The sequence below is a fragment of the Leeuwenhoekiella sp. CH_XMU1409-2 genome (assembly GCF_037029365.1).
Lineage (GTDB): Bacteria > Bacteroidota > Bacteroidia > Flavobacteriales > Flavobacteriaceae > Leeuwenhoekiella > Leeuwenhoekiella blandensis.
On sequence record NZ_JAYMEI010000017.1, the window covers coordinates 61,502 to 83,079 of the forward strand.

The 21,578-nt window shown below is 38.6% G+C and carries 17 protein-coding genes and 5 tRNA genes; 21 read left to right on the forward strand and 1 reads right to left on the reverse strand.

Translation table 11 applies throughout. The features are described from left to right. The first annotated feature begins 56 nt into the window (after nt 1-56). The 21 genes from WA338_RS15880 to WA338_RS15980 all read left to right on the forward strand — a co-directional run bounded on the left by WA338_RS15880 (nt 57) and on the right by WA338_RS15980 (nt 19,661). Nucleotides 57-1,721 (forward strand): alanine/glycine:cation symporter family protein, encoded by a 1,665-nt coding sequence (locus tag WA338_RS15880; protein WP_272986940.1) that lies wholly within the window; start codon nt 57-59, stop codon nt 1,719-1,721. Between the two features lie 15 nt (nt 1,722-1,736). Continuing rightward, nucleotides 1,737-2,609: a ComEA family DNA-binding protein gene (locus WA338_RS15885; protein ID WP_272986942.1), complete on the forward strand. Its 873-nt coding sequence runs from the start codon at nt 1,737-1,739 to the stop codon at nt 2,607-2,609. Between the two features lie 80 nt (nt 2,610-2,689). Next, on the forward strand, nt 2,690-3,859 hold the full coding sequence (locus WA338_RS15890) for an acyl-CoA dehydrogenase family protein (protein WP_272986944.1): 1,170 nt from the start codon (nt 2,690-2,692) through the stop codon (nt 3,857-3,859). A 184-nt stretch (nt 3,860-4,043) separates the two neighbouring features. After that, on the forward strand, nt 4,044-4,238 hold the full coding sequence (gene rpsU / locus WA338_RS15895) for a 30S ribosomal protein S21 (protein WP_009781174.1): 195 nt from the start codon (nt 4,044-4,046) through the stop codon (nt 4,236-4,238). Between the two features lie 179 nt (nt 4,239-4,417). Continuing rightward, a complete protein-coding gene (locus WA338_RS15900) occupies nt 4,418-5,314 on the forward strand; it encodes a tyrosine-type recombinase/integrase (RefSeq protein ID WP_272986947.1) in 897 nt (298 codons plus the stop codon). 36 nt (nt 5,315-5,350) lie between these two features. After that, nucleotides 5,351-5,653 carry a ribosome hibernation-promoting factor, HPF/YfiA family gene (gene hpf / locus WA338_RS15905; RefSeq protein WP_272986949.1) on the forward strand — a complete coding sequence of 101 codons (303 nt, stop codon included), beginning with the start codon at nt 5,351-5,353 and terminating at the stop codon, nt 5,651-5,653. 98 nt (nt 5,654-5,751) lie between these two features. Next, nucleotides 5,752-5,825: transfer RNA gene (locus WA338_RS15910), tRNA-Thr, on the forward strand. 72 nt (nt 5,826-5,897) lie between these two features. Then, nucleotides 5,898-5,980: transfer RNA gene (locus tag WA338_RS15915), tRNA-Tyr, on the forward strand. Between the two features lie 49 nt (nt 5,981-6,029). Then, nucleotides 6,030-6,102, forward strand: a tRNA-Gly gene (locus tag WA338_RS15920). 173 nt (nt 6,103-6,275) lie between these two features. Next, a tRNA-Thr gene (locus WA338_RS15925) sits at nt 6,276-6,347 on the forward strand. Between the two features lie 137 nt (nt 6,348-6,484). Next, a complete protein-coding gene (gene tuf, locus WA338_RS15930) occupies nt 6,485-7,672 on the forward strand; it encodes an elongation factor Tu (RefSeq protein ID WP_009781171.1) in 1,188 nt (395 codons plus the stop codon). Nucleotides 7,673-7,765: 93 nt separating this feature from the next. After that, nucleotides 7,766-7,838: transfer RNA gene (locus WA338_RS15935), tRNA-Trp, on the forward strand. A gap of 95 nt (nt 7,839-7,933) precedes the next feature. After that, entirely contained in the window at nt 7,934-8,131 is a 198-nt protein-coding gene (secE, locus tag WA338_RS15940; protein WP_009781170.1) for a preprotein translocase subunit SecE, read from the forward strand. Between the two features lie 10 nt (nt 8,132-8,141). Continuing rightward, entirely contained in the window at nt 8,142-8,696 is a 555-nt protein-coding gene (gene nusG / locus WA338_RS15945; protein WP_009781169.1) for a transcription termination/antitermination protein NusG, read from the forward strand. Nucleotides 8,697-8,766: 70 nt separating this feature from the next. Next, on the forward strand, nt 8,767-9,204 hold the full coding sequence (gene rplK / locus WA338_RS15950; RefSeq protein ID WP_009781168.1) for a 50S ribosomal protein L11: 438 nt from the start codon (nt 8,767-8,769) through the stop codon (nt 9,202-9,204). Nucleotides 9,205-9,225: 21 nt separating this feature from the next. Then, nucleotides 9,226-9,924 (forward strand): 50S ribosomal protein L1, encoded by a 699-nt coding sequence (rplA, locus tag WA338_RS15955; protein ID WP_009781167.1) that lies wholly within the window; start codon nt 9,226-9,228, stop codon nt 9,922-9,924. A 10-nt stretch (nt 9,925-9,934) separates the two neighbouring features. Beyond that, on the forward strand, nt 9,935-10,456 hold the full coding sequence (gene rplJ, locus WA338_RS15960) for a 50S ribosomal protein L10 (protein WP_009781166.1): 522 nt from the start codon (nt 9,935-9,937) through the stop codon (nt 10,454-10,456). Nucleotides 10,457-10,511: 55 nt separating this feature from the next. Next, complete coding sequence (gene rplL / locus WA338_RS15965) at nt 10,512-10,886, forward strand: 50S ribosomal protein L7/L12 (RefSeq protein ID WP_009781165.1); 375 nt, start codon at nt 10,512-10,514, stop codon at nt 10,884-10,886. 188 nt (nt 10,887-11,074) lie between these two features. Next, the gene (gene rpoB / locus WA338_RS15970; protein WP_009781164.1) at nt 11,075-14,887 is read left to right on the forward strand and encodes a DNA-directed RNA polymerase subunit beta; all 3,813 of its coding nucleotides are present in this window, start codon (nt 11,075-11,077) and stop codon (nt 14,885-14,887) included. Nucleotides 14,888-14,977: 90 nt separating this feature from the next. Then, nucleotides 14,978-19,279 carry a DNA-directed RNA polymerase subunit beta' gene (gene rpoC / locus WA338_RS15975; RefSeq protein WP_272986956.1) on the forward strand — a complete coding sequence of 1,434 codons (4,302 nt, stop codon included), beginning with the start codon at nt 14,978-14,980 and terminating at the stop codon, nt 19,277-19,279. Between the two features lie 67 nt (nt 19,280-19,346). Further along, nucleotides 19,347-19,661 (forward strand): DUF3467 domain-containing protein, encoded by a 315-nt coding sequence (locus WA338_RS15980; RefSeq protein ID WP_009781162.1) that lies wholly within the window; start codon nt 19,347-19,349, stop codon nt 19,659-19,661. A gap of 206 nt (nt 19,662-19,867) precedes the next feature. On the opposite strand, the gene WA338_RS15985 is transcribed toward WA338_RS15980, so the two are convergent. Continuing rightward, on the reverse strand, nt 19,868-21,457 hold the full coding sequence (locus WA338_RS15985; protein WP_272986959.1) for a peptide chain release factor 3: 1,590 nt from the start codon (nt 21,455-21,457) through the stop codon (nt 19,868-19,870). Between the last annotated feature and the right edge of the window lie 121 nt (nt 21,458-21,578).

A 21,578-nucleotide genomic window follows, 5' to 3' on the forward strand; every position in this document is an offset into this window, starting at 1 on the left:
TTTTTAGCATCTTGCTGCTTTTACTTCAAAAATTTTATTCAAATACAAAAGTACTTATGAAGAAAATTATGTTTTCCATTTGTTGTCTAATGTTTCCTCTTATGACATTTGCTCAAGAAGAGATGAGTGTAGGGGAATCGATTAATGCAGCTTTCGAAAAATATACCACCCCTATTGTAGAAACAATAATGTACCCGATTGTTATCGCCGGAAAAGAATTACCTATCGTAATTCTTATTTTGCTTTTAGGGGCTTTGTTTTTTACACTTTACTTCAAAGGAGTTAACCTAAGATATTTTAAAGATAGTATTAAAACCGCGTGGGGGAAATATGATGATCTTGATCATTACGTTCCTGCTGAAGAGGATATTGTTGTTGAGGACGGCAAAGTAAAAGATACCGTCAAGCTTACTGGAGAAGTTCAAGGAGAGGTAACACACTTTCAGGCCTTAACCGCTTCGCTCTCTGCAACTGTAGGTTTAGGTAATATCGCCGGGGTTGCTGTAGCTATCGCAATTGGTGGGCCAGGAGCAACTGTATGGATGATCATTGCCGGACTTTTAGGTATGGCATCAAAGTTTGTAGAATGTACGCTTGGTGTAAAATACCGCGAAGTTGACGAGCAAGGTAAAACCTACGGAGGACCAATGTATTACCTTTCAAAAGGTTTGAACGAACTCAAAATGACTTGGCTGGGTAAAATTTTAGCCGGCTTTTTTGCTATAATGTGTATTGGTGCTTCTTTTGGAGGAGGAAACATGTTTCAGTCTAATCAGGCTTCTTCACAGTTGATTCAGATGACCGGTTGGGACAGTCCTAACGCAGGATTATATCTTGGGATCATCATGGCTGTGATTATTGGTCTTGTGATTATCGGTGGAATCAAGCGTATTGGTTCTTTTACAGAAAAAGTGGTTCCTTTTATGGCGATCATTTATGTATTGGCTGGTTTTATCATCATTGCGATTAATGTAGATATGGTAGGTTTTGCACTGGGCCAGATCTGGGACGGGGCGATGGATCCTAATGCTGCTTTTGGTGGTGTAGTAGGAGTAATGATTGTAGGTTTTCAACGTGCAGCGTTCTCTAATGAGGCAGGTGTAGGTTCTGCTGCAATTGCACACTCTGCAGTTAAAACACGTTACCCTGCAAGTGAAGGTCTAACGGCTTCTTTAGGACCGTTTGTTGATACTGTAATCATTTGTACGATGACCGCAATTGTAATTATTATTACAAACGCAAAGCACAATCTGTTTACTTACGGAAACCTTGATGCGGCAAGTAATGTGATGCTTAATGAAACCAATGAGCCTATTAATGGTGTAGATCTTACTTCGGTAGCCTTTGATTCGGCAATTCCTTACTTCTCTATCGTGCTGACTATCGCGGTAGTGCTGTTTGCGATTTCTACGGCGATTTCTTGGTCTTACTATGGGCTTCAGTCTTGGAAGTTTTTATTCGGAAAAGGAAAAGTAACCGATATTGTTTATAAAGTACTCTTCTTGGTTTTTGTTATTGTGGGAGCTTCATCAAGTTTAGGAGCGGTAATCGCTTTCTCTGATGCGATGATCTTTGCAATGGTATTTCCAAATATTATAGGTCTGGTCCTCTTGTCGCCCAAAGTGCGGAAAGAATTGCAAGCCTATCTCAATGCAATTAAGATTGGCCGAATGGATGCTGTAATCGATAAGGATTCAAAAAGCACCAAAAAAGCTTCTTAACTTAAGAATTCAATTATGAAACTAAAATCCCACTTCTTTCTGGATAGCAGACAACGAAGTGGGATTTTGCTTTTTGTACTTACACTTGTGCTAAGCTGGCTGCTCTATTTTTCTAGAAGTTATTTTTGGACTCCAGAGCAAATAAGTGATGCTGATCTTGAAAATTTTGAGCTCCAAATAGATTCTCTACGTAAACTCAAGTTACAGGAATTGGAGGAAAAGCCAGAAATCTACCCCTTCAATCCTAATTATATCACAGATTATAAAGGCTACACTCTCGGAATGTCGCCTGAGGAAATTGATAAATTGTTACGCTTTCGCGAAAAAAATGAATGGATCAACTCTGCTGAAGATTTTCAAAAAGTGACCGGCGTTTCAGATTCTTTACTCGCGGTGCTCTCGCCTTATTTTAAGTTTCCTGAGTGGGTGACAAAAAGAGAACAAAAACCTTCGGCTAAAAAAGCAAATTTAGAGCAAGCACCTGTTTCAGATTTAAATAAAGCAAGCTTTCAAGAGTTAATGGCGGTCTCTGATATTTCAGAAGAACTTGCCAAGCGCATACTTAGTTATCGTAAACGCCTCGGCGGATTTTTAGAAGACAATCAACTTTATGATGTCTACGGGCTGTCTTCGGCGCAAGTGCGAGCGCTTAAAACCCATTTTACTGTATTGACAAAACCTGATATTGAAAAACTGAATGTTAATACTGCAAACGCTTCAGATTTGGCTACAATTCCATACATTACTTTTGAAATTGCACGGGATATTATAGATTATCGAACCTTGCATGAGGGCGTATCTAATCTTGACGACCTCCTAAAAATTGACGGAATAACCGCATATAAATTAGATCGAATTAAATTATATTTGTCGACCAATCAAAATTGAGTAGGCATTTTTAAGATAATGTAGTTCCTACCGGCAAAACTTCCTTTCCAATTGCCTATTTATTAATTAAAGAAGATTAAATGAACAACGTTTATTTTTCAGAAGAGCATAAGCTCTTTAGAGAAAGCTTGAGAGATTTTTTACAAAAGGAAGTGGTTCCTCATATTGAGAAATGGGAAAAAACGGGAGAGATAGAACGTTTCATCTGGAAGAAGATGGGCGATATGGGCTATTTTGGTTTGGCTTATCCAGAAGAATATGGCGGACTTGATCTTGACATCTTTTACACATTAATTTTTCTAGAAGAGTTACAACGCATAAATAGCGGTGGTTTTGCTGCTGCAATGTGGGCACACGCATATCTCGCGATGACCCATTTAAAAGCTGAAGGTGATGCCGCGATAAAAGAAAAATATTTGGCGCCCAGTATTAGCGGTGATAAAATAGGCTGTCTATGCATTACAGAACCTTTTGGTGGTTCTGATGTTGCAGGAATGCGTAGTACTGCTGTGCGCCAAGGTGATCACTATATTTTAAATGGTTCAAAAACCTTTATTACTAATGGTGTGTTTTCAGACTATTTGATCGTTGCTGCAAAAACAAGCCCTGAAAAAGGAAATAAAGGATTGAGCATTTTTGTTGTAGATCGTGAGGCTGAAGGTGTGAGTGCAACTAAATTAGATAAATTGGGTTGGCGTGCTTCAGATACCGGCGAAATTGCGTTTACAGATGTAAAAGTTCCGGCAGCTAATTTGATGGGAGAAGAAGATAAAGGCTTCTCATATATTATGCAGCATTTTGCGTTAGAACGTCTTATTATGGGCGTTAATGCGCACGCAAGGGCAGAATATGCTCTTGAATATGCTTTAGAGTATATGGGCGAGCGCGAAGCTTTTGGTAAAACCATTAATAAATTTCAAGCTTTGAGACACACAGTGGCAGAGATGGCAAGTGAGATTGAGATGGTAAAAGCCTTTAATTACAGTATTGCTTATAACTTAGATAAAGGGGATTATGTCGTTAAAGAGGCGAGCATGTCTAAGTTAATGGGGACTAAAATAGCAGATGAGGTCATTTATAAGTGCTTACAAATGTTAGGCGGATATGGCTATATGGAAGATTATCCTCTCGCTCGAATGTTTCGCGATAGCAGGTTAGGCCCTATAGGGGGCGGAACCTCAGAGATACTCAAAGAAATTATTGCTAAGATGGTAGTTGATAAAAAAGAGTATCGACCGGCCACAAAATAGCAGGCTACTTCATGGTAAGTCTATGAGACGTTAGTTGGAAACGAATTTTCAATTCAGAGGCAAGCCTCGGGTTGTTAAATTCATTGGAGATAATAAATTTAAAAAGCTGCTTGCCAGTTCTAAAGATTGGATTATATTTGCAGCCTGAAAACTGAAAAGAATTTTAAAGAAAGGAGGTACCACTATGTTAATTATACCAGTAAAAGACGGAGAAAATATTGATAGAGCGCTGAAGCGTTTTAAAAGAAAATTTGATAGAACGGGAACTATGCGTAAGCTACGTGATCGTCAAGCTTTCACAAAACCTTCTGTAGAGCGTAGAAGAGAGATTCAGAAAGCGTCTTACATTCAAGGCCTTCGTGATCAAGAGAATATTTAATAATTTCCGTCGGTAAGTTATAGCTTACTATGGTTATTAGCAGAAAGACTAATCCTCTTTCAAAATATTAAATCCGCTAAGATTTCTTAGCGGATTTTTTTGTTCCTTACTTTTTGACTTATGATTTTTCTTTTAAACCATGTTTTTGGGATTGTCTATCTTACTTAAAAATTGAAGTCATGTATTTTTCTGCTTTTATAAACTACCTGGAGCTCGAGCGTAAGTATAGTAAACATACGGTTCTTGCTTACCAGAAAGATTTAGAGGCATTTTTTCTCTTTCTTAACGAGCACTATGCGGTAGAAGACCCAAAGGAGGTTATTTATGTGTATGTTCGTGCTTGGATCGTGCATTTGACAGATCTGGGTGTATCACATCGTAGTATCAATCGTAAAATATCTTCGTTAAAAGCCTTTTTTAAATTCTTGCAGAAAACCGGCGATATCGAAATTTCTCCTCTTGCTAAACATAAGTCTTTAAAAATAAAAAAAGAAATTCAGGTTCCTTTTTCAGAGACTGAAGTGAATACAGTAATTAAAATGCTTCAGTCGGGTGAGGATTTTTCTGAATTGAGGGATTTGGCTATTGTTACGCTTTTTTACGCAACCGGAATGCGGCGAAGTGAATTGATAAATTTGAAAGTTGCTGATGTAGATTTTGATCAGCACAACTTAAAAGTACTTGGAAAACGTAACAAAGAACGAATTATTCCATTGATTCCTTGGCTAGAAGATGGGCTTAAAAAATATCTGAGTGTACGCGAAAACTATGGGGTTGATAAAAATTCAGGCTTTTTATTGCTGACTGATAAAGGAGGTAAATTATATGAAACGTTTGTTTACAGGATCATAAATCGTTATTTTAGTAGAGCCTCCCAAAAAACCAAAACAAGTCCACATATGCTAAGGCATACTTTTGCGACTCATTTGCTTAATAACGGGGCAGATTTAAATGCTGTAAAAGAATTGCTGGGCCACGCGAGTTTAGCTTCTACCCAAGTCTACACACATACAAGTATTGCAGAGTTGGGAAGAGTCTACAAAAATGCACACCCACGTAATTTGAAAAAGCAGTGATTTTTCAATTAATAGTAACTTTTAATATGTGAATCTATGAAAGTAAATGTGCAAACCCCCCATTTTGTAGCAGATCAAAAACTCATCAACTTCATCCAAAAAAAGATGGATAAGCTAGAAAAATTTTATGATCACATAATTTGTGCTGATGTTTTTTTAAAATTGGAAAATACCAGCGATAGGCAGAACAAAATTGTCGAAATTTTGCTTAGTGTACCCGGTAATGAGCTGATAGTGAAAAAACAAGCTAAGTCCTTTGAAGAGGGGGCTGACAACTGTGCACATTCTTTAGAGCGCTTGCTGATGCGTCGAAAACAAAAAATTCGTGCTTCTGCGTGAAAAAAAATCAAAAAAAGTTTTGTGAATAGTAAATTTATTCTACATTTGCAGTCCGTTAGAAATAGCGGACTTTTTTATGCCTCTTGAGGTGATAAAAAGCCGATGTAGCTCAGCTGGCTAGAGCAGCTGATTTGTAATCAGCAGGTCGTGGGTTCGAGTCCCTCCATCGGCTCAAAATAAAGCTCTTTTGGAGCTTGCGCAAAGCGCGGTTAAAGCGTTTTTTGAAATATTGAAAATACCAATCGGGGAGATACTCAAGCGGCCAACGAGGACAGACTGTAACTCTGTTGTCATTAGACTTCGCAGGTTCGAATCCTGCTCTCCCCACAAAAATTTTGCCAGTATTAATAAATGTATTAATTTTGGCGCCCACAATGCGGGAGTAGCTCAGTTGGTAGAGCGTCAGCCTTCCAAGCTGAATGTCGCCGGTTCGAACCCGGTCTCCCGCTCTAAAATATCCTCCTTTGGAGGTAATTTTTCTAAGTCGATAATATTCGATTTTTATTTAAACCAAACCTGATAGGCTTTGGTTTTAGTCATTAGATGACTTTTAAAGCCCTTTAGCTGCATAGGTCAGCCCGGGCAAATCTGACTTCGGTCGTTTTTGATAGGGTAAATATAAGCCGACGTAGCTCAGGGGTAGAGCGTTTCCTTGGTAAGGAAGAGGCCACGGGTTCAAATCCCGTCGTTGGCTCAACAGCAGTCGCTGCTACTTAAACTAGTACCCTTGGTGCTCGGTTTTTGTGCGTTTAAGAAAAACCATATAGCTGCGTATCAGGTAAGTTTAAAAATTGAACACTAATAATAACTAAGATTAAAATTATTTAAATCATGGCAAAGGCAACATTTGATCGTTCCAAACCTCACTTAAATATTGGTACTATAGGGCACGTTGACCACGGTAAAACTACCTTGACTGCTGCTATTACTACTGTACTTGCAAACGCAGGTCTTTCTGAATTAAGAAGTTTTGACTCTATTGACAACGCTCCTGAAGAAAAAGAAAGAGGTATTACTATTAACACTTCTCACGTAGAGTATGCTACGGCTAACCGTCACTACGCGCACGTTGACTGTCCAGGTCACGCGGATTACGTAAAGAACATGGTAACTGGTGCTGCTCAGATGGATGGTGCTATTCTTGTTGTTGCAGCAACTGATGGTCCTATGCCACAAACTCGTGAGCACATCCTTCTTGGCCGTCAGGTAGGTATTCCTCGTATCGTTGTTTTTATGAACAAAGTTGATATGGTTGATGATGAGGAGCTTTTAGAGCTTGTTGAAATGGAAGTGCGTGATCTATTGAGCTTCTATGAGTATGATGGTGATAATGGTCCTGTTGTACAAGGTTCTGCTTTAGGTGCACTTAATGGTGAGCAAAAGTGGGTTGATAAAGTTATGGAGCTTATGGAGGCTGTTGATAACTGGATCGAAGAGCCAAAGCGTGAGGTTGATAAAGACTTCTTAATGCCAATCGAAGATGTATTCTCTATTACAGGTCGTGGTACTGTTGCTACTGGTCGTATCGAGACTGGTGTTGCTAACACTGGAGATCCTGTAGAGATCATTGGTATGGGTGCTGAAAAACTTACTTCTACTATCACTGGGGTTGAGATGTTCCGTAAGATTTTAGATAGAGGTGAAGCTGGTGATAACGTAGGTATCTTATTGCGTGGTATTGAGAAAACTCAAATTTCTCGTGGTATGGTAATTACTAAGCCTGGTTCTGTAACTCCACACACTAAATTCAAAGCTGAGGTTTATATCCTTAAGAAAGAAGAAGGTGGACGTCACACTCCATTCCACAATAACTACCGTCCACAGTTCTACGTACGTACAACTGATGTTACTGGTAACATTTCTCTTCCTGATGGAGTTGAGATGGTTATGCCTGGTGATAACCTTACAATCACTGTAGAGTTGATTAACTCTATCGCGATGAATGTAGGTCTACGTTTCGCTATCCGTGAAGGTGGTAGAACAGTAGGTGCTGGTCAGGTAACTGAAATTCTTGAATAATCACGAATTATAGATTTATAGATCAAGGCGTTCGTGTAAACGAATGCCTTGATTTTTATAATAAAATTTAGCACTGCTTGCGGTGTTAAATATACGGGTTTAGCTCAGTTGGTAGAGCACTGGTCTCCAAAACCAGGTGTCGGGAGTTCGAGCCTCTCAACCCGTGCAAAACAGAATCAAATTTTAATTTGATTATAATTTTTCAGACTACTTAGAGTAGTTGTTAAAAGGCAAAGTGTCTTTTTAAAAGAGTTAAACGATATGGCTGGATTAATTAATTACCTTCAAGAGTCTTATAACGAATTAAAAAATCACGTTACTTGGACTCCGCTTTCAGAAGCTCAACGTCTAACCGTTGTAGTTATTGTTTTTACAATTGTATTCTCATTGGCGATTTGGGGTGTAGATACTGTGTTTAGTAGAGCGATTAAGGCTTATTTTAATCTGGTAGGAGCTTAAAACAATCACAATGGCTATAGCAAACAATACCAAAGATTGGTACGTGGTAAGGGCCGTAAGTGGTCAAGAGAATAAAGTAAAGGGGTATATCGAGCAAGAAATCTCTCGCTTTAATCTTGAAGATTATATCGAGCAAGTACTTGTGCCTACTGAGAAGGTGGTTCAAATACGTAACGGTAAAAAAATCAATAAAGAGCGTGTTTACTTCCCTGGTTACATTATGATTCATGCGAATCTAGGTGGTGAAGTAACGCATATGATAAAATCTATTAACGGTGTTATTGGATTTTTGGGTGAAACTAAAGGAGGAGATCCTGTGCCGCTCAGAACTTCAGAGGTTAATAGAATGTTAGGTAAAGTTGATGAATTGGCTGTAAAGACAGACAATGTTGCAATACCTTTCGTCTTGGGAGAGACGGTAAAAGTAATCGATGGTCCTTTTAACGGTTTTAATGGTACTGTTGAAAAGATTAACGAAGAGAAACGTAAGCTTGAGGTGATGGTGAAAATATTCGGAAGAAAAACACCATTAGAATTAAGTTACATGCAAGTTGAGAAAGTATAAGTGTTACAACATATATAAGATATCGTTCTTCTGCTTCCACTAAAGAGCATATCAAACTAAATTTTTAAAAATGGCAAAAGAAGTAAGTAAGGTTGTTAAGTTGCAAGTTAAGGGAGGGGCTGCAAACCCTTCTCCCCCAGTTGGACCGGCTTTAGGTGCTGCCGGTGTTAACATCATGGAGTTTTGTAAGCAATTTAATGCTAGAACTCAAGATAAAGCTGGTAAAGTACTTCCTGTAGTTATTACTGTTTATGGTGATAAGTCTTTTGACTTTGTGGTAAAAACACCACCTGCTGCCATCCAATTGATGGAAGCAGCAAAGATCAAAGGAGGTTCTGGTGAGCCTAACCGTAAAAAAGTTGCTAGTGTAACTTGGGATCAAATTAGAGCTATTTCAGAAGACAAAATGCCAGACTTAAATGCGTTTACTGTTGAAAGCGCAATGAGAATGGTTGCAGGTACTGCAAGGTCTATGGGAATAACTGTAAAAGGGCAGGCTCCTTTTTAACATCCAAAAAAGCAATTTAAAATGGCAAAAGTAACAAAAAAGCAAAAAGAAGCACGTGCTAAGGTTGATGCAGGTTCTACCTACACTTTAGCAGAAGCTTCAGCTTTAATAAAAGAAGTAAGCAAAGTAAATTTTGATCCTTCTGTTGACTTAGCTGTACGTCTTAATGTAGATCCGCGTAAAGCGAATCAAATGGTGCGTGGTGTGGTAACTCTTCCTCACGGAACCGGTAAAGATGTTAAGGTTCTTGCTCTGGTAACTCCAGATAAAGAAGCTGAAGCTAAAGAAGCGGGAGCTGACTTTGTGGGTCTTGATGAGTATTTAGAAAAAATCAAAGGCGGTTGGACAGATGTTGACGTTATCGTAACTATGCCAAGCGTTATGGGTAAATTAGGTCCTTTAGGACGTGTTTTAGGTCCTCGTGGACTTATGCCAAACCCAAAAACCGGTACAGTAACAATGGATATTGCTAAAGCAGTTTCTGACGTTAAAGCTGGTAAGATTGACTTTAAAGTTGACAAGACTGGTATTGTACACGCGGCAATTGGTAAAGCGTCTTTTGATGCTGAAAAGATTGCAGCTAACGCAAGAGAATTGATAACCACATTAGTAAAATTGAAGCCTACAGCAGCAAAAGGTGTTTATATCAAGAGCATCTTTATGTCTAGTACTATGAGTCCTAGTGTTGAAGTAGATTCAAAACGTTTTGCTGAGCAGTAAAAGTTAAATTATGACAAGAGAAGAAAAATCACAAGTAATAGAAGATTTGACTGCGCAGTTGGCTGATAGTGCTAATATTTATTTAGCAGATATATCAGGTCTTAATGCTGACACTACGTCTAAGCTACGTAGAGCTTGTTTTAAGGCAAACGTAAAACTGGCCGTGGTTAAAAATACATTGCTTGCTAAAGCAATGGAAAGTTCAGAAAAAGATTTTGGTGAATTACCTGAAATTTTAAAAGGGAATACCTCAATCATGCTTTCTGAAACTGGTAATGCGCCTGCTAAGGTAATTAAAGAGTTTCGTAAGAAATCTGATAGACCTTTACTTAAAGGAGCATTTATTGAAGAGGCAATTTACATCGGTGACGATCAATTAGACGCCCTTGTAGATATCAAATCAAGAGAGGAACTTATTGGAGAGATCGTTGGACTTCTTCAGTCGCCTGCTAAGAACGTTATTAGCGCTCTTAAATCAGGAGGTTCTACTATTGCTGGCCTTGTTAAAACCCTTCAAGAAAGAGAAGGTTAATCAAGTACGCACTTAATAATTATAATAAAGAATTTTTTTTTAAAACGATAGAAAAATGGCAGATTTAAAAGATTTCGCAGAACAACTAGTTAACTTAACAGTAAAAGAAGTAAATGAGTTAGCTACTATTTTAAAAGATGAGTATGGTATCGAGCCTGCAGCTGCAGCTGTAGCAATGGCTGGTCCTGCTGCTGGTGGTGATGACGCTGCTGAAGAGCAAACTGAATTTGATGTAATCCTTAAAGCCGCTGGTGGTTCTAAACTTGCAGTTGTAAAACTTGTAAAAGAATTAACTGGAGCTGGTCTTAAAGATGCAAAAGAGCTTGTTGATAACGCACCAAGCCCAATCAAAGAAGGTATTGCTAAAGACGAAGCAGAAGCTATCAAATCTCAATTAGAAGAAGCTGGAGCTGAAGTTGAGCTTAAGTAAGCTTAGCTACTATAAATACAAAGGTTTAGGTCTGTTCGATTTATCGAAATGGGCCTAAACCATTTGTCGTATATAAGGTTTTCTTAAAAAATACGACTAAAATTGCCTTAGATTTCTTAAGTTAAGAAGTCAGTGAGTTTGTATAAACAAGCTCTCAATTTATTTTAATTAAATTCCGTTCGTTGAAGATGCAAGCAAAACAAGCTGAAAGACTGAATTTCTCATCGGTAAAGAACAGACCTGAATATCCAGACTTTTTGGATATACAGATTAAATCCTTTCAGGATTTCTTTCAATTAGAGACCAAATCTGAAGAAAGAGGAAATGAAGGACTTTACAACACCTTTCTAGAGAACTTCCCAATTACGGATACCCGTAACAATTTTGTACTAGAATTTCTGGATTATTTTGTAGATCCACCTAGATACTCTATTCAAGAGTGTATCGAGCGAGGCTTAACCTATAGTGTTCCATTAAAAGCCCGTTTAAAATTATACTGTACTGATGAAGAACATGAAGATTTTGAAACCATAGTTCAAGATGTTTATCTTGGTACTATTCCTTATATGACACCTAGTGGTACTTTTTGTATCAATGGTGCTGAGCGTGTTGTTGTATCGCAGCTGCATCGTTCACCTGGTGTTTTCTTTGGTCAGTCTTTTCACGCTAACGGTACTAAGCTATATTCTGCACGTGTGATTCCTTTTAAAGGATCGTGGATAGAATTTGCTACAGACATTAATAGCGTGATGTATGCGTACATCGATCGTAAGAAAAAATTACCTGTAACAACACTTTTCCGTGCAATTGGTTTTGAGCGTGATAAAGATATTCTTGAGATTTTTGACCTTGCAGAAGAGGTTAAGGTTTCAAAAACAGGTTTGAAGAAATATTTAGGTCGCAAACTTGCTGCACGTGTATTGAATACATGGCACGAGGATTTCGTTGATGAAGATACTGGTGAAGTAGTTTCTATTGAGCGTAACGAAATTGTATTAGACCGTGATACTGTTCTTGAGAAGGAACATGTAGAAGAAATTTTAGACGCTGGAGCTAAGACGATTCTTCTTCATAAAGAAGATAATCAATTAGCTGATTATGCGATCATTCATAATACACTTCAAAAAGACCCTACTAACTCAGAAAAAGAGGCAGTAGAACATATTTATCGTCAATTGCGTAATGCTGAGCCACCAGATGAGGAAACAGCGCGTGGTATTATTGATAAATTATTCTTTAGTGATCAGCGTTACAACTTAGGTGAAGTTGGTCGTTATCGAATGAACAAGAAGTTAGGTCTTGATATCGGTATGGATAAGCAAGTGCTTACCAAGCAGGATATCATTACCATCGTAAAATATTTAATTGAGCTTATCAATTCTAAAGCTGAGATTGATGATATTGATCACCTTTCTAACCGTCGTGTACGTACCGTAGGGGAGCAATTATCTACGCAGTTTGGTGTTGGTCTTGCTCGTATGGCACGTACTATTCGTGAGCGTATGAACGTTCGTGATAACGAGGTGTTTACTCCAATTGATTTGATTAATGCGAAAACCCTTTCGTCTGTAATCAATTCATTCTTTGGAACAAACCAGTTATCTCAGTTTATGGATCAAACCAATCCTCTTGCAGAGATCACGCACAAGCGTCGTCTTTCAGCATTAGGACCTGGTGGTCTTTCTCGTGAGCGTGCAGGTTTTGAGGTTCGTGACGTACACTACACACATTATGGTCGTCTTTGTCCTATTGAAACTCCTGAAGGTCCAAACATTGGTTTGATCTCTTCTTTAGCAGTATATGCTAAAGTGAACAATATGGGCTTCATCGAGACTCCATATCGTACTGTAACCGATGGAAAAATTGACTTAGAGACTAAGCCAAAATATTTAAGTGCTGAAGAAGAAGAGGGTATGTTGATTGCGCAAGCAAACAACCCTATGGACGATTCTGGAAAGATTGAAGAAGAACGTGTAATTGCGCGTATGGAAGGTGACTTCCCGGTTGTTGAGCCAAATACGGTTCATTATGCCGATGTATCTCCAAACCAGATTGCTTCTATTTCAGCTTCTTTAATTCCGTTCTTAGAACATGATGATGCAAACCGTGCGTTGATGGGATCAAACATGATGCGTCAGGCAGTACCACTTTTACGTGCAGACTCACCTATTGTAGGTACAGGTCTTGAACGTCAGGTAGCTTCTGATTCACGTGTATTGATTAACGCTGAAGGTGATGGTGAGGTAGAATATGTAGATGCTAATGAAATCACCATTAAATACGACCGTACCGACGAAGAGCGTATGGTTAGTTTTGATGGAGATAGCAAAACCTATCAGTTGATCAAATTCCGTAAGACAAACCAAAGTACTTCAATTAACTTGAAGCCTATCGTAAGAAGAGGAGATCGAGTTAAGAAAGGTCAGGTTCTATGTCAAGGTTATGCAACTGAGGCTGGTGAACTGGCACTTGGTAGAAATATGAAAGTAGCCTTTATGCCTTGGAAAGGGTATAACTTTGAGGATGCGATCGTAATTTCAGAAAAAGTAGTACGCGATGATATTTTTACGTCTATTCACGTTGATGAGTATTCTTTAGATGTTAGAGATACTAAATTAGGTAACGAAGAATTAACAAACGATATTCCTAACGTTTCTGAAGAGGCAACAAAAGACCTTGATGAAAACGGTATGATTCGTATTGGTGCAGAAGTTAAGCCTGGAGACATTTTGATTGGTAAGATTACTCCAAAAGGAGAGTCAGATCCAACTCCGGAAGAAAAGTTACTTCGCGCGATCTTTGGTGATAAAGCCGGAGATGTTAAAGATGCTTCTTTAAAAGCTTCTCCATCATTGAGAGGGGTTGTTATTGACAAGAAGTTATTTGCCCGTGCCATTAAAGATAAGCGTAAACGCGCTAAAGATAAAGAAGACATTGCTGCATTAGAGGCAGAGTACGATCAGAAATTTGATGACTTGAAAGCTGTTTTAGTTGACAAACTTTTCCAGTTAGTTAACGGAAAAACTGCTCAGGGAGTTAAGAATGATCTAGGTGAAGAAGTGCTTCCAAAAGGAAAGAAATTCACACTTAAAATGCTTAATGCAGTTGAAGATTATACACACCTTAATCAAGGTACTTGGACAACAGATGACGCGACTAATGTTTTAATCGCAGACTTGTTGCATAACTACCGTATTAAAGAAAATGATCTTCAAGGTAATTTACGTCGTGAGAAGTTTACCATTTCTGTAGGAGATGAACTTCCATCAGGAATCATCAAACTGGCAAAAGTTTATGTTGCTAAAAAACGTAAGCTTAAAGTAGGTGATAAGATGGCGGGTCGTCACGGTAACAAAGGTATTGTTGCGCGTATTGTACGTCAAGAAGATATGCCATTCTTAGAAGATGGTACTCCTGTTGATATCGTGCTTAACCCACTTGGTGTACCTTCTCGTATGAACATTGGTCAGATTTATGAAACTGTTCTTGGTTGGGCAGGTCAGAAATTAGGTCGTAAGTATGCAACGCCAATCTTTGATGGGGCTACTTTAGATCAAATCAATGAGCTTACAGATCAAGCAGGTATTCCTCGTTTTGGTCACACGTATCTATACGATGGTGGTACTGGTGATCGTTTTGATCAGCCTGCAACCGTTGGTGTGATTTATATGCTTAAACTAGGGCATATGGTAGATGATAAGATGCACGCACGTTCTATTGGGCCTTACTCATTAATAACGCAACAGCCATTAGGTGGTAAAGCACAATTTGGTGGTCAGCGTTTTGGTGAGATGGAGGTTTGGGCACTTGAGGCTTATGGAGCTTCAGCTACCCTGCGTGAGATCTTAACCGTTAAGTCTGATGATGTTATTGGTAGAGCCAAGACGTACGAAAGTATCGTAAAAGGAGAGCCAATGCCGGAGCCTGGTTTACCAGAATCGTTCAACGTATTGATGCACGAACTTAAAGGACTTGGACTAGACATTCGTCTAGAAGAATAGATACTTACAGGTTACGCTTCCGCGGAAGCGTAACTTGATTTTATAAAGTATCAAGCAGTTAAAAAAGAATAATTTTCGACATAAGGTATTATGGCAAGAGATAATGATAAGAATGCAGTAAAGAGATTTGATCAAATCTCTATTGGTCTTGCATCTCCAGAGGCGATTTTGGCTGAATCGCGCGGTGAGGTGTTAAAACCAGAAACTATAAACTACCGTACGCACAAGCCTGAGCGTGATGGTTTGTTCTGTGAGCGTATCTTTGGTCCTGTTAAGGATTATGAGTGTGCTTGTGGAAAGTATAAGCGTATACGCTATAAGGGAATTGTATGTGACCGTTGTGGTGTAGAAGTTACTGAGAAAAAAGTACGTAGAGATCGTGTAGGTCACATTAACCTTGTTGTGCCGGTTGCACACATCTGGTACTTCAGAAGTTTGCCAAATAAAATAGGGTATCTTTTAGGTCTTCCGTCTAAGAAATTAGATATGATCATCTATTATGAGCGCTATGTAGTTATTCAGCCGGGTATTGCTAAAAATGAAGAAGGTGAGCCATTACAAAAAATGGATTTCCTTACTGAAGAGGAATACCTAAACGTTCTTGAGTCAATTCCTCAAGAAAATATGTACCTTGAAGATAGCGATCCAAATAAGTTTATCGCTAAAATGGGTGCGGAGTGTCTTGTAGACTTATTGAGACGTATCGATCTTAATGAGTTGTCTTATGACCTGCGTCATAAAGCAAACAATGAGACTTCAAAACAAAGAAAGAACGAGGCGTTAAAACGTCTTCAAGTGGTAGAGTCTTTACGTGATGCAAATAAGAATCGCGAGAACTTGCCAGAGTGGATGATTATGAAAGTAGTTCCGGTAATTCCACCAGAATTACGTCCGCTTGTACCACTTGATGGTGGTCGTTTTGCGACTTCAGATTTAAATGATCTGTACCGTCGTGTGATCATTCGTAACAACCGTTTGAAGCGTTTGATGGAAATCAAAGCTCCAGAGGTAATCTTACGTAATGAGAAGCGCATGCTTCAGGAAGCGGTAGATTCATTATTTGATAATACACGTAAATCTTCAGCGGTTAAAACCGATTCTAACCGTCCTTTAAAATCACTTTCAGATTCATTGAAAGGTAAACAAGGTCGTTTCCGTCAAAACTTACTTGGTAAGCGTGTTGATTATTCTGCACGTTCGGTAATTGTTGTAGGACCAGAATTAAAACTTTACGAGTGTGGTTTGCCTAAAGATATGGCGGCTGAACTTTATAAGCCTTTCGTGATCAGAAAATTGATCGAGCGAGGAATTGTAAAAACCGTAAAGTCTGCTAAAAAGATTATAGATAAAAAAGAGCCAGTAGTTTGGGATATCTTAGAAAATGTTCTTAAAGGACATCCGGTATTGCTAAACCGTGCTCCTACGCTTCACCGTCTTGGTATTCAGGCATTTCAGCCAAAACTTATTGAAGGTAAAGCTATTCAATTACACCCATTAGTATGTACGGCATTTAACGCCGACTTTGATGGTGACCAGATGGCGGTTCACTTACCATTAGGTCCTGAAGCTATCTTAGAAGCGCAAATGTTGATGCTTGCTTCAAACAATATCCTTAATCCTGCTAACGGTGCTCCTATTACGGTACCTTCTCAGGATATGGTATTGGGTCTTTACTATATGACCAAAGGACGTAAGAGTACTCCAGAACATCCAATTTTAGGAGAAGGGATTACTTTTTACAGTGCAGAAGAAGTTGTTATTGCGCACAACCAAAAGCGTGTAAATATTAACGCTAACATTAAAATACGTACCAAAGATTTCAATGAAGAAGGTGAACTCGTTTACCAGATTATTGATACTACTGTAGGTCGTGTTTTATTTAACGAAAGCGTTCCTGAAGAATGTGGTTACATCAACGAAGTATTGACTAAAAAGTCATTAAGAGATGTAATTGCACGTATTCTTAAATTGACAAGTGTTCCGCGTACCGCTGAGTTCCTTGACAGTATCAAGACGCTTGGATATACATTTGCATTTAGAGGTGGATTATCGTTCTCTTTAGGGGATATTATTATTCCTGCAGAGAAATATGAAATGATCGAAGAGGCAAATACACAGGTAGACGGAATTATGTCTAGCTATAATATGGGTCTTATCACCAACTCTGAGCGTTATAATCAGGTTATTGACGTGTGGACTTCTACAAACGCATCATTGACTGAATTGTCTATGAAGCGTATTCGTGAGGATCAACAAGGATTTAACTCGGTGTTTATGATGCTTGACTCGGGAGCTCGTGGATCTAAAGAACAGATTCGTCAGTTAACCGGTATGCGTGGTTTGATGGCCAAGCCTAAAAAATCAAATGATGGTGGAGGAGCAATTATTGAAAACCCGATTCTTTCTAACTTTAAAGAAGGTTTATCAATTCTTGAATACTTTATCTCAACGCACGGTGCTCGTAAAGGTCTTGCAGATACCGCACTTAAAACGGCAGACGCAGGTTACTTGACCCGTCGTCTTGTAGATGTATCTCAGGATGTTATCGTGAATAGCGATGATTGTGGTACACTTAGAGGTGTGGAAGTTTCAGCATTGAAGAAGAATGAGGAAATCGTTGAAACGCTTGAGGCACGTATCATTGGTCGTATTGCATTAAATGATGTGATCAACCCACTTAACAGTGAGGTAATTGTTGAGGCTGGTGCAGAAATCACTGAAGAGTTAGGTGCTGAGATTTCTAAAGCTCCAATCGAAAGTGTTGAAGTTCGTTCACCATTAACGTGTGAGGCTAGTAAAGGAATTTGTGCTAAATGTTATGGTCGAAACCTTGCAACCAATAAAATGGTGCAAATGGGTGAAGCTGTTGGTGTTGTTGCTGCACAGTCTATTGGTGAGCCTGGTACACAGCTTACGCTACGTACCTTCCACGTGGGTGGTATTGCAGGTAACATTTCAGAAGAAAATAAAGTTATATCTAAATTTGATGGTCGTCTTGAGATCGAAGATCTTAAAACGGTTGAAGGAGAAGCGCCAGATGGTTCAATTTCACAAATTGTAATTTCACGTACTTCAGAAGCAAAAATTGTTGATGCTAAGACCGGAATTTTATTAAGTACTAATAACATTCCTTACGGTTCTCAACTGTTTATGAAAGATGGAGATAAAGTTACTAAGGGAGATACTATCTGTACTTGGGATCCATTTAACGGTGTAATTATTTCAGAATTTGCCGGTAAAATCAAATATGAGAATATAGAACAAGGGGTTACTTATCAAGTTGAAACTGATGAACAAACCGGTTTCCAAGAGAAAGTAATTTCAGAATCTCGTAACAAGCGAATGATTCCTACCTTGCATATTATGGGTAAAAAAGACGAAGTAATTCGTTCATATAACTTACCTGTGGGAGCGCACTTGATGGTAGATGATGATGAGAAAATTAAAATAGGTAAGATTTTGGTTAAGATTCCTCGTAAGTCTGCAAAAGCAGGGGATATTACAGGGGGTCTGCCACGTGTAACAGAATTGTTTGAAGCACGTAATCCATCTAATCCTGCTGTTGTAAGTGAGATTGATGGTGTGGTTTCTTTCGGGAAAATTAAACGTGGTAACCGTGAGATCATCGTTGAGTCTAAACTTGGTGAAATCAAGAAATATCTGGTTAAACTTTCTAACCAAATCTTGGTTCAGGAGAATGACTTTGTGAGAGCAGGTATGCCATTATCTGATGGTTCTGTAACTCCAGAAGATATCCTTGCGATTAAAGGACCTTCAGCGGTTCAGCAATACTTAGTAAACGAAGTACAAGAAGTTTATCGTTTACAGGGTGTGAAAATTAACGATAAGCACTTTGAGGTAGTTGTACGTCAAATGATGCGTAAGGTAAGAATTCAGGATCCGGGTGATACGATTTTCTTAGAGAATCAGCTAGTACACAAAGATGACTTCATCACTGAAAATGATGCTATTTTTGGAATGAAAGTTATTGAAGATGCTGGTGATTCTGAAACCTTAAAAGCAGGGCAGATTATTTCGCCTCGCGAATTGAGAGATGAAAATTCTATCTTGAGAAGAGAAGATAAAAATCTTGCAACGGCACGTGATGTTGTAGCTGCTACGGCAACTCCGGTATTACAGGGTATTACAAGAGCTTCACTTCAGACGAAATCATTTATCTCGGCTGCTTCCTTCCAGGAAACAACTAAAGTACTTAACGAAGCTGCGGTAAGCGGTAAAGTAGATACTTTAGAAGGTCTTAAGGAAAATGTTATTGTAGGTCATAGAATTCCTGCTGGTACCGGTTTACGTCGTTACGACAAACTAATCGTAGGTAGCAAGCAAGAGCTTGAAGAACTCAATGCAGCTCGCGAAGAAGTAAATTTTAATTAAGAATATTCAAATACAAAAAAACAGCTTCAGAAATGAAGCTGTTTTTTTATAGCTAAACTTGTGATTTATGGCAGAAGAAGATAAAAATCAAAACGGGCAGTTAAATATTGAATTGGATGAAGCAACTGCTCAAGGGCAGTATTCAAATCTGGCTATAATCAATCACTCGGTCTCTGAGTTTGTGGTTGATTTTATAAGTATTATGCCGGGAACTCCTAAGAGTAAAGTGAAGTCAAGAATTATCTTAACTCCTCAACACGCCAAGCGACTTGCTAAAGCGTTACAGGAAAACGTAAAGCGTTTTGAAAAAGCACACGGTGAAATCAAAGATTATGAAAAGCAGCCTATTCCATTAAATTTTGGTCCTACTGGCCAGGCTTAACAATCTTAGTCAATTATAAAAAAGAAAAACTCCTGAGATTGTCTCAGGAGTTTTTCTTTTTTATAATGAATATTGATGCTCTTCTTATTTAAATAAATTTTGATGATAAGTCTTAAAAAGCGACCTGTTTTTAACTTGTTTTAATCATCTTTTGGAATAATCTGAAGCATACCTTCAATGCAGGGCAAATAACCTATTTAAAGCTCTTATTTGAATTCTGAAACAAAATGCAGCTTAACGTTAGGATATTTTTGCTGTGTCATCTGTAAGGTAAAAGGGGAGTCGGCAAGAAATACAAGTTGTCCTCTTTTGTCCTTGGCCATAAAACGTTGTTTTACTCTTAAGAAATCTTTGAATTCTTCGCTCTTAGGGTCTTTGGGTTCTACCCAGCACGCTTTATGTACACTTAAAGGTTCGTAGGTGCATTTAGCACCGTATTCATGTTCTAAACGATATTGAATCACTTCATACTGAAGCGCTCCTACCGTACCTATAACTTTTCGGCCGTTTAGTTCAAGTGTAAATAACTGCGCAACACCTTCATCCATCAACTGGTCGATTCCTTTTGCTAATTGCTTAGATTTTAAGGGATCTGCATTATTGATATAGCGAAAATGCTCTGGTGAAAACGAAGGAATCCCTTTATAATGAATTTCCTCACCTTGTGTAAGGGTATCACCAATTTTGAAATTACCCGTGTCATGAAGTCCTACGATATCACCGGGATAGGATATGTCTACGATTTCTTTTCGCTCAGCAAAAAATGCATTTGGGCTAGAAAACTTAAGTTTCTTGCCATTTCGCACGTGTAAATAGGGGGTGTTGCGTTCAAAAACACCGGAAACGATTTTTACAAAGGCCAAACGGTCTCGATGCTTGGGATCCATATTGGCGTGTATTTTAAATACAAAACCTGTAAAATCTTTTTCTTCTGGTTTTACAACACGTTCTTCGCTTTCTTTAGGGCGTGGAGGCGGAGCGATACTTATAAAACAGTCGAGGAGTTCGCGAACGCCAAAATTGTTAAGCGCAGATCCAAAAAAGACCGGCTGTTGCTCTGCTTTAGAATATGCCTCTTGATCAAAATCGGGATAAACACCAGTGACCAATTCAAGCTCTTCTCTTAGAGTTTCTGCCGATTCATCACCTATTAACGTATCTAATTCCTCAGAATTTAGGTCTTCTATTTCAATAGTTTCTTCGATGTTCTTACGGCTGTCTCCACTAAAAAGGTTGACATTCTTTTCCCATATATTATAGATTCCTTTAAAGTCATATCCCATTCCTATAGGGAAGCTTAAAGGAGTGACGTGTAAATCTAGCTTCTGTTCTATTTCGTCAAGAAGTTCAAAAGCATCTTTACCTTCCCGGTCGAGTTTATTTACAAAAACAATCATCGGGATCTTACGCATTCTACAAACCTGAACTAATTTTTCGGTTTGTTCCTCAACCCCTTTTGCTACATCAATAACAACGATAACGCTATCAACTGCAGTAAGCGTTCTAAAGGTGTCTTCAGCAAAATCCTTGTGTCCCGGTGTATCTAGGATGTTGATTTTTGTACCGTTATATTCAAAGGCAAGTACAGAGGTAGCTACCGAAATTCCACGCTGGCGTTCGATTTCCATAAAGTCACTCGTGGCTCCCTTTTTGATTTTATTTGATTTTACAGCACCGGCCTCTTGAATGGCGCCACCAAATAAAAGAAGTTTTTCTGTTAGCGTGGTTTTCCCTGCATCAGGATGCGAGATTATTCCGAAAGTACGTCTACGCGCAATTTCCTTTTTAATGCTCATGGATGTCAAATTTAAGAGGGCAAATATACATTAAGTCAGCCACTTTGAAGTATTCAATACAGACTAGTATTTCTTGAATTTGGCAAAACATTAACAGTTGAAAATGAGGGGTGTAGAAATC

Excerpts from the sequence above, each read along its gene's own strand:
- WA338_RS15985 (WP_272986959.1), bottom strand. The coding sequence starts at position 21,457 with ATGAGCATTAAAAAGGAAATTGCGCGTAGACGTACTTTCGGAATAATC.
- WA338_RS15880 (WP_272986940.1), top strand. The coding sequence starts at position 57 with ATGAAGAAAATTATGTTTTCCATTTGTTGTCTAATGTTTCCTCTTATG.
- rpsU (WP_009781174.1), top strand. The coding sequence starts at position 4,044 with ATGTTAATTATACCAGTAAAAGACGGAGAAAATATTGATAGAGCGCTG.
- tuf (WP_009781171.1), top strand. The coding sequence starts at position 6,485 with ATGGCAAAGGCAACATTTGATCGTTCCAAACCTCACTTAAATATTGGT.
- hpf (WP_272986949.1), top strand. The coding sequence starts at position 5,351 with ATGAAAGTAAATGTGCAAACCCCCCATTTTGTAGCAGATCAAAAACTC.
- secE (WP_009781170.1), top strand. The coding sequence starts at position 7,934 with ATGGCTGGATTAATTAATTACCTTCAAGAGTCTTATAACGAATTAAAA.
- WA338_RS15900 (WP_272986947.1), top strand. The coding sequence starts at position 4,418 with ATGTATTTTTCTGCTTTTATAAACTACCTGGAGCTCGAGCGTAAGTAT.
- rplA (WP_009781167.1), top strand. The coding sequence starts at position 9,226 with ATGGCAAAAGTAACAAAAAAGCAAAAAGAAGCACGTGCTAAGGTTGAT.
- WA338_RS15890 (WP_272986944.1), top strand. The coding sequence starts at position 2,690 with ATGAACAACGTTTATTTTTCAGAAGAGCATAAGCTCTTTAGAGAAAGC.
- rpoC (WP_272986956.1), top strand. The coding sequence starts at position 14,978 with ATGGCAAGAGATAATGATAAGAATGCAGTAAAGAGATTTGATCAAATC.
- WA338_RS15885 (WP_272986942.1), top strand. The coding sequence starts at position 1,737 with ATGAAACTAAAATCCCACTTCTTTCTGGATAGCAGACAACGAAGTGGG.
- rplJ (WP_009781166.1), top strand. The coding sequence starts at position 9,935 with ATGACAAGAGAAGAAAAATCACAAGTAATAGAAGATTTGACTGCGCAG.
- rplK (WP_009781168.1), top strand. The coding sequence starts at position 8,767 with ATGGCAAAAGAAGTAAGTAAGGTTGTTAAGTTGCAAGTTAAGGGAGGG.
- rpoB (WP_009781164.1), top strand. The coding sequence starts at position 11,075 with ATGCAAGCAAAACAAGCTGAAAGACTGAATTTCTCATCGGTAAAGAAC.
- nusG (WP_009781169.1), top strand. The coding sequence starts at position 8,142 with ATGGCTATAGCAAACAATACCAAAGATTGGTACGTGGTAAGGGCCGTA.
- WA338_RS15980 (WP_009781162.1), top strand. The coding sequence starts at position 19,347 with ATGGCAGAAGAAGATAAAAATCAAAACGGGCAGTTAAATATTGAATTG.
- rplL (WP_009781165.1), top strand. The coding sequence starts at position 10,512 with ATGGCAGATTTAAAAGATTTCGCAGAACAACTAGTTAACTTAACAGTA.